The sequence below is a fragment of the Mesorhizobium sp. 131-3-5 genome, from assembly GCF_016756575.1.
Classification (GTDB): domain Bacteria; phylum Pseudomonadota; class Alphaproteobacteria; order Rhizobiales; family Rhizobiaceae; genus Mesorhizobium; species Mesorhizobium jarvisii.
Window position 1 is genome coordinate 1,081,159 of record NZ_AP023254.1, and the last position, 14,236, is coordinate 1,095,394.

At 65.6% G+C, this 14,236-nt stretch carries 14 protein-coding genes; 6 read left to right on the top strand and 8 right to left on the bottom strand.

The window, feature by feature from the left end:
* Nucleotides 1–25: 25 nt before the first annotated feature.
* Both JG747_RS05250 and tsaD read right to left on the bottom strand, forming a co-directional pair.
* Complete coding sequence (locus JG747_RS05250; protein WP_202361300.1) at nt 26–1,057, bottom strand: NAD(P)H-dependent glycerol-3-phosphate dehydrogenase; 1,032 nt, start codon at nt 1,055–1,057, stop codon at nt 26–28.
* Entirely contained in the window at nt 1,054–2,139 is a 1,086-nt protein-coding gene (gene tsaD / locus JG747_RS05255) for a tRNA (adenosine(37)-N6)-threonylcarbamoyltransferase complex transferase subunit TsaD (protein WP_171903317.1), read from the bottom strand. Before tsaD ends, JG747_RS05250 begins: the two co-directional genes overlap by 4 nt.
* Before the next feature lie 102 nt (nt 2,140–2,241).
* On the opposite strand from tsaD, the gene hemC reads away from it, so the two are divergent.
* The 6 genes from hemC (at nt 2,242) to JG747_RS05285 (ending at nt 8,344) form a co-directional block, all read left to right on the top strand.
* A complete protein-coding gene (gene hemC, locus JG747_RS05260) occupies nt 2,242–3,168 on the top strand; it encodes a hydroxymethylbilane synthase (protein ID WP_202361301.1) in 927 nt (308 codons plus the stop codon).
* A 2-nt stretch (nt 3,169–3,170) separates the two neighbouring features.
* Nucleotides 3,171–3,887: a uroporphyrinogen-III synthase gene (locus tag JG747_RS05265; RefSeq protein ID WP_202361302.1), complete on the top strand. Its 717-nt coding sequence runs from the start codon at nt 3,171–3,173 to the stop codon at nt 3,885–3,887.
* A 110-nt stretch (nt 3,888–3,997) separates the two neighbouring features.
* Nucleotides 3,998–5,464 (top strand): COG4223 family protein, encoded by a 1,467-nt coding sequence (locus JG747_RS05270; protein WP_202361303.1) that lies wholly within the window; start codon nt 3,998–4,000, stop codon nt 5,462–5,464.
* A gap of 10 nt (nt 5,465–5,474) precedes the next feature.
* Nucleotides 5,475–7,076 carry a heme biosynthesis protein HemY gene (locus tag JG747_RS05275; RefSeq protein WP_064981438.1) on the top strand — a complete coding sequence of 534 codons (1,602 nt, stop codon included), beginning with the start codon at nt 5,475–5,477 and terminating at the stop codon, nt 7,074–7,076.
* Nucleotides 7,077–7,129: 53 nt separating this feature from the next.
* Nucleotides 7,130–7,609, top strand: a complete 480-nt coding sequence (locus JG747_RS05280; RefSeq protein WP_202361304.1) for a tellurite resistance TerB family protein — start codon at nt 7,130–7,132, stop codon at nt 7,607–7,609.
* A gap of 18 nt (nt 7,610–7,627) precedes the next feature.
* On the top strand, nt 7,628–8,344 hold the full coding sequence (locus JG747_RS05285; protein ID WP_019861966.1) for a glutamine amidotransferase: 717 nt from the start codon (nt 7,628–7,630) through the stop codon (nt 8,342–8,344).
* A gap of 26 nt (nt 8,345–8,370) precedes the next feature.
* On the opposite strand, the gene JG747_RS05290 is transcribed toward JG747_RS05285, so the two are convergent.
* The 6 genes from JG747_RS05290 to zwf all read right to left on the bottom strand — a co-directional run bounded on the left by JG747_RS05290 (nt 8,371) and on the right by zwf (nt 14,222).
* Nucleotides 8,371–8,679 (bottom strand): NIPSNAP family protein, encoded by a 309-nt coding sequence (locus JG747_RS05290; RefSeq protein WP_019861965.1) that lies wholly within the window; start codon nt 8,677–8,679, stop codon nt 8,371–8,373.
* A 49-nt stretch (nt 8,680–8,728) separates the two neighbouring features.
* Entirely contained in the window at nt 8,729–9,967 is a 1,239-nt protein-coding gene (locus JG747_RS05295; protein WP_202361305.1) for an MFS transporter, read from the bottom strand.
* Between the two features lie 265 nt (nt 9,968–10,232).
* A complete protein-coding gene (locus JG747_RS05300; protein ID WP_064981425.1) occupies nt 10,233–11,333 on the bottom strand; it encodes an aminotransferase class I/II-fold pyridoxal phosphate-dependent enzyme in 1,101 nt (366 codons plus the stop codon).
* A gap of 122 nt (nt 11,334–11,455) precedes the next feature.
* Nucleotides 11,456–11,914, bottom strand: coding sequence for a MucR family transcriptional regulator (locus tag JG747_RS05305; RefSeq protein ID WP_010912262.1), 459 nt, complete (start codon nt 11,912–11,914; stop codon nt 11,456–11,458).
* Between the two features lie 212 nt (nt 11,915–12,126).
* Complete coding sequence (locus JG747_RS05310; RefSeq protein WP_446720610.1) at nt 12,127–12,849, bottom strand: ROK family protein; 723 nt, start codon at nt 12,847–12,849, stop codon at nt 12,127–12,129.
* A complete protein-coding gene (gene zwf, locus JG747_RS05315) occupies nt 12,846–14,222 on the bottom strand; it encodes a glucose-6-phosphate dehydrogenase (protein ID WP_202361306.1) in 1,377 nt (458 codons plus the stop codon). The genes JG747_RS05310 and zwf overlap by 4 nt, the downstream gene beginning before the upstream one ends.
* Nucleotides 14,223–14,236 lie beyond the last annotated feature (14 nt).

Consider the following 14,236-nt stretch of genomic DNA (forward strand, 5'->3'; position numbering starts at 1 on the left):
AAATTGGGGGGTTGAAGTTGAGGGATCAATCGTTGGTTTCGGTCTTCAGCGGCCGGGTCATCAAGGCCGTCACGGCCTGGCGGATGGTGATGGTGCCGTCCAGTATGGCTGCCACGGCAGCGATGATCGGCGCGTCGATGCCGCGCTCGGCGGCGATGCGGGCGGCGATCGCCGCCGTCGGCACGCCCTCGGCCAGCGCCAGTCCGGCAAGCGCCTTGCCTTGCCCGAGCGCCAGCCCGTAGGCGAAGTTGCGCGATTGGGCGGACGAACAGGTCAGCAACAGGTCGCCAAGGCCGGAAAGCCCCATCAAGGTCTCGGGCCTGGCGCCGAAGGCGGCACCGATGCGGCGCAGTTCGACGAAGCCGCGCGTCACCATGGCGGCCTGGGCGCTGGCGCCGAGCCCGGCGCCGGTGACGGCGCCCGCGGCAATGGCAAAGACATTCTTCAAGGCGCCGCCGATCTCGACGCCGATCAGGTCGTCGCTCGAATAGCAACGCAGGTTTTCGGCGGAAAAGCGGGCGGCAAGGTCGACCGCCAGCGCCTCGTCACGGGCGGCGACCACCACCGCCGTCGGCAGGCCGCGGGCGACATCGGTGGCGAAGCTCGGGCCCGACAGTGCGGCAACCGGATTTCGCGGCAGGATTTCCTCGACAATTGCCGACAGCAAGGCGCCGGTGTCGCGCTCGATGCCCTTGGCGCAGAGAACAAGCGGGATGCCACCCAGTATATGGTCCTTCGCGGCCGTCAGCGTCGCCCGCAGCGATTGCGCCGGCGTCACGGCCAGCACGCAATCGGCGCCCGAGAGCGCTACCGCAATGTCCGATGTCGCCTCGATGCCGGGCGCAATGGCGATGCCGGGCAGATAGCGCGGATTCTGGCCTTGGACGATCGCCGCCACGGTTTCCGGATCGCGCGCGAACAGCCGCACCTTATGGCCGGCGCGCAGCATGGCCAGCGCCAGCGCCGTGCCCCAGGCGCCGCCGCCCAGCACGGCGACCTGCCAGCCGCCTTTACCGGGACGGGCCATGCCCTGACTGTTCTCGCTTGGACCAGTCATGCCTTGGCTCCGCGCCGGCCGGAACCGACCATCGGCGCCGAGATGCTGTCCAGCGGCCAGCGCGAGCGCGGCACGAAATCGAAGCCGTTCTCCTGCGCCATGCCTTCCCGCAGCCGTTCGATGCCGGCCCAGGCGATCATCGCGGCATTGTCGGTGCAAAGCTTGAGCGGTGGCGCGACGAAGGTGAAACCGGCCTCGGCGCACAACCGTTCCAGCGTTGCCTTGATGGTGCGGTTGGCGGCGACGCCGCCGGCAACCACCAGCGCAGGGTTTTTCGTGTCGGGAAATGTCTGGCTGAATCGCGCCAGCGCGCGCGAAACGCGGTCGGCCAGCGCATCGGCGACCGCTGCCTGGAACGAGGCGCAGATGTCGGCGACGTCCTGGTCGCTCAGCGGCTCGATCGCGGTCGCCGCCTGGCGCACGGCGGTCTTCAGGCCGGAGAAGGAGAAGTCGGGCTGCGCCGAACCCTTCATCGGCCGAGGGAAGGCAAAGCGCGAGGCGTCACCTGATAGAGCCGCCGTCTCGACGTTCGGTCCGCCTGGATAGGGCAGGCCGAGCATCTTGGCGGTCTTGTCGAAGGCTTCGCCGAGCGCGTCGTCGATGGTGGTGGCCCAGCGCTGATAGTCGCCGACACCGCGCACCGCCAGGATCTGCGTGTGACCGCCGGAGACCAGCAGCAGCAAATAGGGAAATTCGAGCCCATCGGTCAGCCGCGCCGTCAACGCGTGGCCTTCGAGGTGGTTGACGGCGATCAGCGGCTTGCCTGCGGCGGCGGCGATCGCCTTGGCCGTCATCAGCCCGACGATCAGGCCGCCGACTAGGCCGGGGCCGGCGGTGGCGGCGATGGCATCGATATCGGCAAGGGTTGTGCCCGAATCGGCCAGCGCCGCCTCGATGATGCCGTCCAGCGCCTCGACATGGGCGCGGGCGGCGATCTCGGGCACGACACCGCCGAAGGCGGCATGTTCCTCGATCTGCGAAAGCACGACGTTGGACAGGATTTGCGGCGCGGCATCGCCTTCCAGCGCCACGACGCTGGCGGCGGTCTCGTCACAACTCGTCTCAATGCCCAGAACGCGGATCAATTCGTCGCTATCCCAAGAGATTGTGTAGCCAGGCGTTCCCCTTTAGGGAGAATGCCGGAAACGCAAAGCCAGCCGGGGGGTTATCACGGACCGCGCGCCATGCAAACAATCTTGAAAATCGGAACACGCGGCAGCCCGCTGGCGCTGGCACAGGCGCATGAAACACAGGCGCGGCTGATGGCCGCGCATGGCCTGCCGGCGGAAGCCTTCGAGGTCGCCGTCATCTCGACCAGCGGCGACCGCATCCAGGACCGGCCGCTGTCGGAAGCCGGCGGCAAGGGCCTGTTTACGAAGGAAATCGAGGAAGCGCTGCTTGCCGGCGCGATCGACATCGCCGTTCATTCGTCGAAGGACATGCCGACGCGATTGCCGGACGGTCTGGAACTCAGCGCATTCCTGCCGCGCGAGGATGCGCGCGATGCCTTTGTCGGCAAGGCGGCAAAGGCCATCGCCGAGCTGCCGCGCGGCGCCAAGGTCGGCTCGTCGTCGCTCAGGCGGCAGGCGCTGATCCGCCGCATGCGGCCGGATCTCGACGTGGTGATGTTCCGCGGCAATGTGCAGACGCGGCTGCGCAAGCTCGACGAAGGCGTCGCCGCCGGCACCATCCTCGCCTATGCCGGGCTGAAGCGGCTCGGTCTTGAGCATGTCGCCACCGATTTGATGCCGCTCGACATTTTTCCGCCCGCACCCGGACAGGGTGCGATCGGCATAGAGAGCCGTATCGGCGACCGCGACGTCGAAAAGATGCTGACGGGGATCCATGATGTTCGGACGGGGCAGGCGCTGGCCTGCGAGCGCGCCTTCCTGGCGGCGCTCGACGGCTCCTGCCGCACCCCGATCGCCGGCCATGCGACGATCGAGGCCGGAACTCTCTCTTTCGCCGGCCTGATCATCTCACCCGACGGCACGCAGTCGCACACGGTCGAATTGCAGGGACCGGCACAGGATGCCGCCCGCATCGGCGATGAGGCCGCCCGGACGGTGCGGGCCAGGGCCGGCGAAAAGTTCTTCGACGGCTGGCTCTGACGATGCTTCGCGTCCTGGTGACCAGACCGGAACCGGGCGCATCGCGCACGGCGCGGCGGCTTCAGGAGACGGGCTTTCAACCGGTCGTTCTGCCCTTGACCGAAACGGTGGCTTTGCCTGCCGATGCGGGGTTCGTCACTGGTGATGCCGTTGCCGTTGCCGTTACCAGCGCCAATGCCGTGCGCCATACCGCAAACGAGGTCATCGCGGCGCTTGCTGCTCTTCCTTGCCATGCCGTGGGCGCCAGGACCGCCGAAGCGGCGCGCAAGATGGGGTTCTCATCCGTCATTGAAGGCTCGGGCGATGCCGAGGCGCTGGCCGACGCCATCGCGGCGGCGTTGCCCGGCAAGGCAATCACCTATCTCTGCGGGCGCGTGCGGTTTCCGATGTTCGAACAACGGCTGGAAGCGGCTGGAGTCCGGGTTCGCGCCGTGGAGACGTATGACACGCTCCCGGTGCCATATTCAGACGAGACCATCCTCGCGCTGCTGTCCGGCCAGTCGGTCGATGCGGTGCTGCTCTACTCGGCCAAGGCGGCCCTCGCGATGCAGGCTTTGAGCAAACGGCCTGCCTTGCAAGAGGCCTTTGAAAAGATACAGGTTTTCGCTCTTTCCGCCCGCATAGCCGCTGCCTTCGGCGACGGCGCCGGCAAAACAATCCGCATCGCCGCGCGACCCGACGAGGAGGCGCTGCTGGCGCTTTTGCGGGTGCTGCCCTGAGCCGCGTCATCACACCGCCCCTTTTCACCGCTTGGTGATGTGCTAGACCCTTTCTGAACCATCACGCGCCGGCAGGCGTTGAGACGAAGCGAATTTTGCGGAGCCCAGGCATGGTCAAGACGCCGAAGATGCGACACTCGAAAAGCCGCCGCGAGCCGGTGACCATCGATCTCGAGCCCGGTGCCGTTTCCCGCCTCGTCGACGAGGATGCCGCCAAGGCAGCGGCCCAGACCGACGAGGCAAAGGCCGAGGAAGCCGCTGATGCCTCGCAGCCGGAGGCTCCCGAAGAGCCGGTGCATGCCGACCAGACCGATCTCGAACCCTGGGAGCATGCCGATGGCGTGGGACAGGCCGGGATCGAGCCGCCCACGGAGGCCAAGGCCGCTGAGCCGGAGATGCCCTATCCCGGCTCGGATGCGCCAGCCGATCGCACTGCCGCCTCCGACTATAATTTCGAGGATGCGTCGGCCAAGCGCACCGATGACAGCAAGGCAAAAACCCAGATGCGGGACGAAAAGATAGCGCCGGCCGTGGCGAGGCGTGGCGGCCTCAACAGCATCGCTGCCGGCATTATCGGTGGCGTCATCGCGCTCGCCGGCGCCGGCGGCTTGCAATTTGCCGGCCTGCTTGGCGCGCCGGGTTCCGGCGCCGGCGTCTCGCTCGACGGCGTCAATGGCGAGATCGCTTCGCTGAAAACCGAAATTGCCGGGCTGAAGGACGGCGGCGGCAATAACGATGCAGCGGCCAAGGTGGTCGGACTTTCCTCGGGACTGGAGCAGGTAAAGGCCGATGTCGCGGCGCTGAAATCGGCGGTCGAACAGGGCGGTGCTGGCGACAATGCCGGGCTTGCGGCGCTCGGCGACAAGGTCAAGCAGATCGAAACCGCGGTCGCCGCCCTCGGCAAGGCCGGCAGCGCGGCGCCGGTCGATCTCGGCCCGCTCAACGAAAAACTGGCGAGCCTCGACGCGCTGGTGAAATCGACGGGCGAAGCTGCGAAGGCCCAGGACAGCCGGCTCGCCGCGCTGGAACAGTCGGTGTCGCAGCTTTCCGGCAAGGTCGAGGCGGCGGCAGGACAGCCGAAGATCGCGCTCGCCATTGCCGCGTCGGCTTTGAAGTCGGCGCTCGAACGCGGTGCGCCGTTCTCGGCTGAACTCGATACGCTGGCGGCGATTTCGCCCAACGCGCCTGAGCTCGCGACCCTACGGCCCTATGCCGAAAAGGGCGTGCCCACCCGCACCGAGATCGCCTCGCAAATGGATGCCGCAGCCAATGCCATGGTCGCCGCCGCCACGCCGGTCGACCAGAATGCCGGCTTCCTGCAGAACCTGATGTCGAGTGCCGAATCGCTGGTCAAGGTCCGGCCGATCGGCGCCGTCGAGGGGCCCGGCGCGCCGGAAACCGTTGCGCGCATGGAGGTGGCCGTCACACAGGGCGACTATGCCAAGGCGCTCGGCGAATACAATTCGCTGCCTGAGGCCGTGAAGGCCGCCGGTGCCGACTTTGCCGGCAAACTGAAGGCGCGCATCGAGGTCGAAACCCAGGTCGACGCGCTGATCTCCGGCGCGATGAAGGCATGAGGGCAAAACGATGATCCGCCTGCTCGCCTTCCTCATCGTCGTCTTCGCGCTCGGTCTCGGCTTTGCTTGGCTGGCCGACCGGCCGGGCGACATGGTCGTTACCTTCAGCGGCTACCAGTATCAGGTCAGCCTGATGGTGGCGGCGGTGGCCATCGTCGCTGTCGTCGCCGCGGTAATGATCCTGTGGTGGCTGATCAGGTCGCTGTGGAACAGCCCCTATACCATCTCGCGCTATTTCCGCGTGCGCCGCCGCGACCGCGGCTACCAGGCGCTGTCGACCGGCATGATCGCCGCCGGCGCCGGCGACGGTGCGCTGGCCCGCAAGAAGACCAAGGAAGCGGCCAAGCTGATCCGTTCCGACCAGGAACCGCTGATCCATCTGCTCGAGGCGCAGGCTTCGCTGCTCGAAGGCGACCATGAAGGGGCGCGGCAAAAGTTCGAGAGCATGCTCGACGATCCCGAAATGCGGCTGCTCGGCCTGCGCGGGCTTTATCTCGAAGCCGAACGGCTGGGTGACCGCAATGCCGCCCGCCACTATGCCGGCCGCGCCGCCGCCGTTGCGCCGCAACTGGCCTGGGCGGCCGAATCGACACTGGAGGAGCTGACCGCGCGCGGCGATTGGGACGGCGCCTTGAAACTGGTCGACGCGCAGAAGGCGACGCGGCAGATCGAGCGCGATGCCGCCAATCGCCGTCGCGCCGTGCTGTTGACCGCCAAGGCGCAGTCGCTCGCCGACAGCGATCCCACCACCGCCAGGGCGGCCGCACTCGAGGCCAACAAGCTGCAGCCGGATTTCGCCCCCGCCGCCGTTGCCGCCGCCGCCGCGCTGTTCAGGCAGAACGATGTGCGCAAGGGCTCGAAAATCCTGGAGACCGCCTGGAGGGCCGAGCCGCATCCCGAGATTGCCGAGCTCTACACCCATGCCAGGCCGGGTGACGCCGTGCTCGACCGTCTCAACCGGGCGAAGAAGCTGCAGGAGATGAAGAAGAACCACGCCGAATCGTCGATGACGGTGGCGCGTGCCGCGCTCGACGCACAGGATTTCGCCACCGCTCGCACCGAGGCCGAGGCCGCGATCCGGATGGACCGCCGCGAGGGCGCCTATCTGCTGCTGGCCGACATCGAGGAGGCCGAGACCGGCGACCAGGGCAAGGTGCGGCAGCTGCTGTCCAAGGCGGTGCGCGCGCCGCGCGATCCGGCCTGGGTCGCCGATGGCGTGGTTTCGGAACGCTGGGCGCCGGTATCGCCTGTCACCGGTCGGCTCGATGCCTTCGAATGGCGCGCGCCGATGGAGCGGCTTGGCCAGTTGATCGACAGCCGTGACGATGCGCCCGAGACCACGGTGCCGGTGATCGAGGCGTTGGCGAAGCCGGCCAGCGAGAAGCCGATCGACGCGATCGAGCCTGCCACGGCGAGCAGCGAGACAACAAGCAAGGGAATCGATAGAAGCGAAGACCACGTCACGCCGGTCACGGCGGCTGCGTTCGCGGCGGTACCAGCCGATGCCGAGGCCGTCGAGCCGGCGGAAGAACTGGCGCGGCTGCCGGACGATCCGGGCGTCGATCCGGACGAGGAAGCGGAAAAATCGCCGCGCCGCTTCCGGCTGTTTTAATTTTTGGCCTTCGGGTGATTGACTTGGCCCTTGGGCCGTTTGGGAATGGATTGATGTTCGAACGCGTTCTGTCGTTTCTCAGGGATTTGCCGGCCGGCGCCGGCGCGCAAACCAGCACGGACGACCCGCGCGTCGCCGCCTCGGCGCTGCTCTACCATGTGATGAACGCCGACGGCGTGCGCCAGGACGTCGAATGGGAGCGGTTCAAGGCTGTGCTCTCCGAGAGCTACTCGATCAGCGGCGCCGAACTCGAAGCGCTGGCCGCCGCCGGCGAGCGCGCCGACAATGAGGCGATCGACCTCTACGCCTTCACCAGCGTGCTCAAGCGCCATCTCGACGCGGACGGGCGCAAGGCCTTCATCGGCCTGATGTGGGAGATCGTCTATGCCGATGGCGAGCTGCATGAGCTAGAGGACAATACGGTGTGGCGGGTCGCCGAACTGATCGGCGTCGAGCGCCACGACCGGGTCGAGGCGCGCCGCAAGGCGGCGGCGCAGGCGCCGGGTGCCCGCGGAATATCCAGCGACGAATAGACGGGATCTCGCCTGACGATGCCGCGCGCAACGAGCTCGAAGCCAAAAATCCTGATCGTGCTGCATCAGGAGAATTCGAGCCCCGGACGCGTCGGCCACATGCTCATCGAAGAGGGTTTCGAGCTCGACATCCGCCGGCCGCCGCTCGGCGACGCCTTGCCGGAGACGCTGGACGGCCATGCCGGCACGGTGGTGTTCGGCGGACCGATGAGCGCCAATGACGAGGACGAGTTCGTTCGCCGCGAGACCAACTGGCTGGAAATCCCGCTCCGGGAGAACCGGCCGTGCCTTGGCATTTGCCTCGGCGCGCAGATGCTGGTCAACCATCTCGGCGGCAAGGTCGAGGGGCACGGCGAAGGGCTGGTCGAGATCGGCTGGTATCCGCTCAAGGCGACCGAGGCCGGCAGGAAGCTGATGCACTGGCCCGACATGGTCTACCAGTTCCACCGCGAGGGCTTTTCCTTGCCCCGCGACGCGACGCTGCTGGCGACGGCGGAGACCTATCCCAACCAGGCCTTCCGCTATGGCGACAATGCCTGGGGCATACAGTTCCATGGCGAACTGACCCGGGTGATGATGCAGCGCTGGGTGGTGCGCGGCGCGCATCGCTTCGAATTGCCTGGCGCCCAGCCCGGCCGCGATCACCTCGGCGGCAGGCTGATCTGGGACATGCATCTGAAGCGCTGGCTGGACGAGTTTTTGCGCATGGTGTTTGGGACGCCGGCGGTGCGGTAGCTCCATCTCTTGGAGCAATTCTTTAGCTAGGGTTCGAGCACCGGCCGCATGAAGCTGCGCTCATAGCTTAGAATGCTGCGATTGCGCTTTTCCGCTTCAAACACATCCTGGCATTCCGGGTCGGCTGCCATCCGCTTGCGATAGTCCTCATAGTCGGCAAGGCTCGGAAAGCTGAACATGGCATAGGCGATATTGTTCGCTCCTTCGCTCGGCAGGAAATAGCCATGATGGTTTCCGCCTAGGCGATTGACCAGACCGATCCAGCGACGGCCATATTCTTCAAACTCGGCAAGCTTGTAGGGGTCGATGACATATTTCAGGCAGCAGGTGATCATGGGATTTCCTGTGACGGGGGTGATGTATCTTGCCGACCATCGGCGAGCGTCAGTTGCGCCCGTCGAGGTGGCGAACCCTGCGCAATTGCGGAAACAGCCAGGCCCACAGGCCTGCTACCGCGATGGCGCCGACGCCGCCGATCACCACCGCCGGCACGGTGCCGATCAGCGCCGCCATGGTGCCGGCACGGAATTCGCCGACTTCGTTGGAGGCGCCGACGAAAACCTGGTTGACGGCGTTGACGCGGCCGCGCACCTCGTCCGGCGTCCACAGCTGGATCAGCGTCTCCCTGATGTAGACGCTGAACATGTCGGTGGCGCCGAGGAGGGCCAATGCGACGATCGACAGCCAGGTGAGGGTGGACAGTCCAAACAGCACGGTTGAGGCGCCGAATGCCGCGACGAAACCGAGCATGATCACACCGGCATGGTTGCGGATCGGGTGCCCGGCGAGCCACACCGCCACGCAGATGGCGCCGATGCCGGGCGCCGAGCGCAGCAGGCCGAGGCCCCACGGGCCGAGCTGCAGGATGTCGCGCGCATAGACCGGCAGCAATGCCGAGGCGCCGGAGAGAAGCACCGCGAACAGGTCGAGCGAGATGGCGCCAAGCACGATCTTCTCGCTCCAGATGTAGCGGAAGCCGGCAAACAGCGTCTCCATGGTCGGCTTGTCGGTGGCGGTCCGCTGGGCGGGCCTGGGAATGGTGAAAATCAAAAGGGCGGCGGCCAGCATCAGCATGGCGGCGATGGCGTATGCGACTTCCGGAGAAACGCCGTAGAGCAGGCCGCCGGCAACCGGTCCAACGATGGTCGCCGTCTGCCAGGCGGACGAGTTCCAGGCAATCGCATTGCCGAAATCCTCCGGCGGCACCAGATTGGCGAACAGCGAGGACGAAGCCGGGCCGTAAAAGGCCCGCGCCGTGCCGAACATCGCGAGCACGGCGAAGATCGGCAGCGGGCTGACAAGACCGCGCAGCGTCAGGACCAGCAGAGTGAGGGCGCATATGCCCTCGATCACCGTCGACAGCGCCATGATCAGCCGGCGTCCGAAGCGGTCGGCGACGACGCCGGTGACCAGCACCAAAAGCAGCGATGGCAGGAACTGGACGATGCCGACAATGCCGAGGTCGAAAGGATCGCGCGTCAGATCATAGATCTGCCAGCCGACGGCGACGGAGACGATCATGGTCGCGAAGGTGGTGAGGAAGCGCGCCGTCCAGTAGCTGAGGAAGGCTTTGTGCCGGAAGGCAGCGTAACGCTGCTCAGGTGAAGTTTGTAGGGATGTCATGAATAAAGGCCCCGTTGCGATGGCATTGGAGCGACGTGCGTCCAATTGGACGCACAAAGTGCGCTCCAACACTGTTTAGTTTCGCATCGTGCTTTCCGAAAATCGGAGTGGACTTTCGGGCCGATGCGATGCCGGCGGGGCACTTCCCAAGGTTGGGCGCTGGTCCGACCAATGGAACGTCTAGCAAAGTTCGATGCGCGATGCGTGCGAAAATCAGCACTGGATCAAGGGATTTTCAGCCTGTTGCGCCCATCGCACAAGGAAATTACTGCCGAAGTGCTGCCGAAATGGCGTCGAGCCCGCCTCGCAACTCGGCCTCCGTCGGCCAGCCGAAGCCGACGCGGAAGAAGCGCTTTTCCATCTCGAACCAGTGGCCGGGCCCGACATAGGTGCCATGGTTTTCCAGCAGGTTCACATAGAAGCGGTCGAGATCGAAGCCGGGTTCGACATTGAGGCGCGGGAAGCCGACGACACCGCCTTCGGGCCGCACCCAGTCGACCAGCGGTTCGCGGTCGATCCAGGCCTGGACGATGTCGCGGCGCTTGGCCATTTCGGGCAGCAGCGCTCCCAGGAAGGCGTCCCGGCGTTCGAGCATGCCGCGCGCAATGCCTTCGTCGATGACGCTGCCGCAGATGCCGATCTGTTCCTTGGCGGCAAGGAACGTCTCCTGTAGTGCTGGATCCCTGGTGATCAGCCAGCCAATGCGGATGCCTGGAATGCCGAAGGCCTTCGACAGCGACGCGACGCTGATCGCCTTCGTGCTCAGCGAGGCCGCCGACGGCAGGCGCCGGCCATAGGAAAGGTCGCGATAGGTCTCGTCGACCAGCAAATGGCAGCCGCTGGTCTCCGCGAGCGCCACCAGCGCGTCGAGATCGGTCTGGCCCATCATCGTGCCGGTCGGGTTGTGCGGGCACGTAACGCTGATCAGTTTCGTGTTCGGTCGCATCGCCGCCCTGACGGCCTCGACATCGATGGCAAAGCCGTCCTCGAAGGCGAGGTCGACGAAGCTGATGGCGCAGCCGATCGCCCTTGGGGTTTCGATGTTGGTGGCGTAATTGGGCCGGATGACGACGAGATGGTCGCTCGCCGACAGAAGCGATGTCGAGATGATGAACAGCGCGCCGGCGGCACCGGCGGTGACCAGCACATCGTCAGGCGAGACGCCCGCGTCCTGTGCCGCGATCAGCGCGCGCAAGTCCTTGTCGCCGCGATGCTCGCCATAGAACAGCGTGAGGTCCGGCAGCGACAGGCCGATGTCGGAGAGCTTCTGGTCGGCGATCGAGCTCTCGGAGAGGTTGAAGCGGATGCGGTCGTAGCCGTACTCCTCCGGCGCTTCCTTCTCGATCACCATCCTGGTGTAGTTCATGGCTTCCCCCAGATCCCCTTGTCTGGTTTATCCAAGCCACAAAAACAGGAAGCCTGCCAAGGCGGTTTCGCCGGCAGGCTTCTGTTCCAGTCGTCCTAAATATTGGCTCAGGACTGAATTGCTCAGGCCGAAACCTTGGCCTTGCGGCCCTTGGCCTTGACGGGCGCCACCTCAACGGCCTTGCGGCCGAGTCCGATGGACTTCGCCAGTTGCGAGCGCGAGGCCGCATAGTTGGGGGCAACCATCGGATAGTCAGACGGCAGGCCCCATTTGGCACGGTAGGCGTCCGGCGTCAGGCCGAAATGCACGCCGAGATGGCGCTTCAGCGATTTGAACTTCTTGCCGTCTTCGAGGCAGATGATGAAATCCGGCGTCACCGACTTTTTCGGGTTGACCGCGGGGACCAGCGGTGCGGCCACCGGCACCGCCGGCTTGCCGAGCCCGCCGATCGAGGTGGCGACGCTGGCGATGAGGTCGGCCAGGCCGGAGGCGGGCAGGCGGTTCTTCTCAACGTAGGCGGATACGATGTGGGCGGTCAGCTCGAGAAGGTCGATGCGAGCGTCGTTGCTATCGTCGGTCAATGTTTCCTCCGTCTATGGTGCACGGCCTCGAAAATGGGGTTCGTTTTCGAAAGGACGAGGCACAAAATCAAAAATGCTGAAGCGTTTCTGGCGTATCCAGTGGACCGCGCGGGGGCAGCGCGCAAAATTCCTAGTCGGCAAATCTGCACAACGCAATGATTAAGCGCGGCGCCACACGTTATTTTGAACAACTATACTAAACTGTAATAATATCAGACGATCAGAGCCTTGTCTCGCCACAGACGAAATCCGCCTTCGAAGGCGCGTGTGTTGTCACCGCGCCTGGTCTCGGCCGGTAACGCGTCGAGCTTGTCGACATTGCCGCCGCCAATGACGACATAGTCTGGCTGCAGGGCGGCGCGCAGGCGAGTGACGACGTCGAAGACGTATTTGCGCCACTTCTTCTTGCCGTGCTTTTCCAGGCCGCGCTCGCCGACATAGTCCTCGAAACTCCGGCCTTTCCTGTAGGGAAGATGGGCGAGTTCCATCGGCTGGCCGACATTGTCGAAGACCATCGCCGCGCCGAGGCCGGTTCCCAGCCCGAGGAACAGCATGCGCCCGCCTTCGTAGCTGCCGATGGCCTGCATCAGCGCATCATTGACCACCTTGACCGGCTTGCCGAATTGGGCGGCGAAATCGAAGCCAGCCCAGCCCTTGCCAAGATTCTTCGGATCGAGCACCGGCTTGTTGTGACGCACCGGGCCGGGATAGCCCATCGAGATGACGTCGTAGGACAGGCCCTCGGCGAGCTTCTTCACCTTGTCGATCATCTGCTGCGGCGTCAGGCCCGGGCCAGAATCGTCCCGGCGCTCGGCGCCGCCGGCGCTGGTCAGGATCTTGACGTGCGAGCCGCCAATGTCGATCGCCAGAACGATCTTCTCGGTGTCGGGTGCCGGGTGCTTCATCGCCTTGGCCATCGTGTCTTCTCCGATCATGCCACCGGGTCGATCCAGCCATTGGGCGGTCCGAAGCCGGCCATGGCGTCCGTCGGTCCCCATGTCTTCGGCTCGTAGAGATGCGGCGGCGTGGTGTCGCCGAGCACCGGCCCGACGATGCGCCAGGCAAGCTCGGCCGCGTCCTGGCGGGTGAAGAGCTGGCCGTTGCCGTTCATGGCGTCGCCGATCAGCCTTTCATAGGGCGGCATGTCGGCCTTGCTGTCGTCGAGCGCCGTCAGTTCCACCTGCTCGCCGACCATGTCGTCGCCTGGCGCCTTGCGCTGGGCGCCGATGGCGATCACCACTTGCGGGTCGATGCGGAAGCGCACGTAGTTCTGGTCGGCGGGCTTGATCGGGTCGAAGACGTCGAGCGGCGGCCGCTTCAGCCGCACCACCACCTCGGTGACATGCACCGGCATGTTCTTGCCGGCGCGGATGAAGAAAGGCACGTCCTGCCAGCGCCAGGTGTCGACGAAGAAGCGCACCGCCGCGAAGGTCTCGACCGGCGAGTTCGGCGCCACGCCGGGCTCGGCGAGGTAGCCGGTGAACTGGCCGCGCACGACATCGTCTTTCGCCAGCGTCCGAATCGCCCTGAGCACCTGGACCTTCTCGTCGATCAAATCGTCGGCGGAGCGGCCGACCGGCGGCTCCATGGCCAGCAGCAGGAGGATGTTGAGCAGATGGTTCTCGATGACATCCCTTATGCAGCCGACATCGTCATAGAAGCGGCCGCGCCCCTCGACGCCGAAATCCTCGGCCATGGTGATCTGCACGCTCTCGACGAAATTGCGATTCCAGATCGGCTCGAGGAAGGAATTGGCGAAGCGGAAATAGAGCAGGTTCTGGATCGCTTCCTTGCCGAGATAGTGGTCGATGCGGAAGATCGACTGCTCGTCGAACACCAGATGCAGCACGCGGTTCAGCCAGCGCGCCGACTGCAGATCATGGCCGAACGGCTTTTCCACCATCAGCCGCGCGCCACGCGCGGTGCCCGACTGCTCCAACCCCTGCACGACAGTCTCGAACATGGTCGGCGGCACCGCCATGTAGTGCAGCGGCCGCTGGGCGGTGCCGAGTGCGGTCTTCAGCTTCTCGAAGGTGGCCGGATCGCGGTAGTCGCCGCTGACATAGCGCAGCAGCGAGGCGAATTTGGCGAACACCTTCTCGTCGATCTTGCCCAGCGCATTGACGATGCCGTCGCGAGCGCGGGCCTGCAACTGCTTGATGTCCCAGGCGTCGAAGGCGACGCCGATCACCGGTTCGGTGAGCGAGCCCTTGGCGACCATCTGGTAAAGGGCCGGAAATATCTTCTTGTGGGCGAGGTCGCCGGTGGCGCCGAAGAGCACCAGCGTGTCGGACCGTTCCTGGCTCATGCGTGCGTCTCCTG

Excerpts from the sequence above, each read along its gene's own strand:
- JG747_RS05295 (WP_202361305.1), bottom strand. The coding sequence starts at position 9,967 with ATGACATCCCTACAAACTTCACCTGAGCAGCGTTACGCTGCCTTCCGG.
- JG747_RS05285 (WP_019861966.1), top strand. The coding sequence starts at position 7,628 with ATGCCGCGCGCAACGAGCTCGAAGCCAAAAATCCTGATCGTGCTGCAT.
- zwf (WP_202361306.1), bottom strand. The coding sequence starts at position 14,222 with ATGAGCCAGGAACGGTCCGACACGCTGGTGCTCTTCGGCGCCACCGGC.
- JG747_RS05290 (WP_019861965.1), bottom strand. The coding sequence starts at position 8,679 with ATGATCACCTGCTGCCTGAAATATGTCATCGACCCCTACAAGCTTGCC.
- JG747_RS05275 (WP_064981438.1), top strand. The coding sequence starts at position 5,475 with ATGATCCGCCTGCTCGCCTTCCTCATCGTCGTCTTCGCGCTCGGTCTC.
- JG747_RS05270 (WP_202361303.1), top strand. The coding sequence starts at position 3,998 with ATGGTCAAGACGCCGAAGATGCGACACTCGAAAAGCCGCCGCGAGCCG.
- JG747_RS05310 (WP_446720610.1), bottom strand. The coding sequence starts at position 12,849 with ATGATCGGAGAAGACACGATGGCCAAGGCGATGAAGCACCCGGCACCC.
- hemC (WP_202361301.1), top strand. The coding sequence starts at position 2,242 with ATGCAAACAATCTTGAAAATCGGAACACGCGGCAGCCCGCTGGCGCTG.
- JG747_RS05265 (WP_202361302.1), top strand. The coding sequence starts at position 3,171 with ATGCTTCGCGTCCTGGTGACCAGACCGGAACCGGGCGCATCGCGCACG.
- JG747_RS05300 (WP_064981425.1), bottom strand. The coding sequence starts at position 11,333 with ATGAACTACACCAGGATGGTGATCGAGAAGGAAGCGCCGGAGGAGTAC.
- JG747_RS05250 (WP_202361300.1), bottom strand. The coding sequence starts at position 1,057 with ATGACTGGTCCAAGCGAGAACAGTCAGGGCATGGCCCGTCCCGGTAAA.
- JG747_RS05280 (WP_202361304.1), top strand. The coding sequence starts at position 7,130 with ATGTTCGAACGCGTTCTGTCGTTTCTCAGGGATTTGCCGGCCGGCGCC.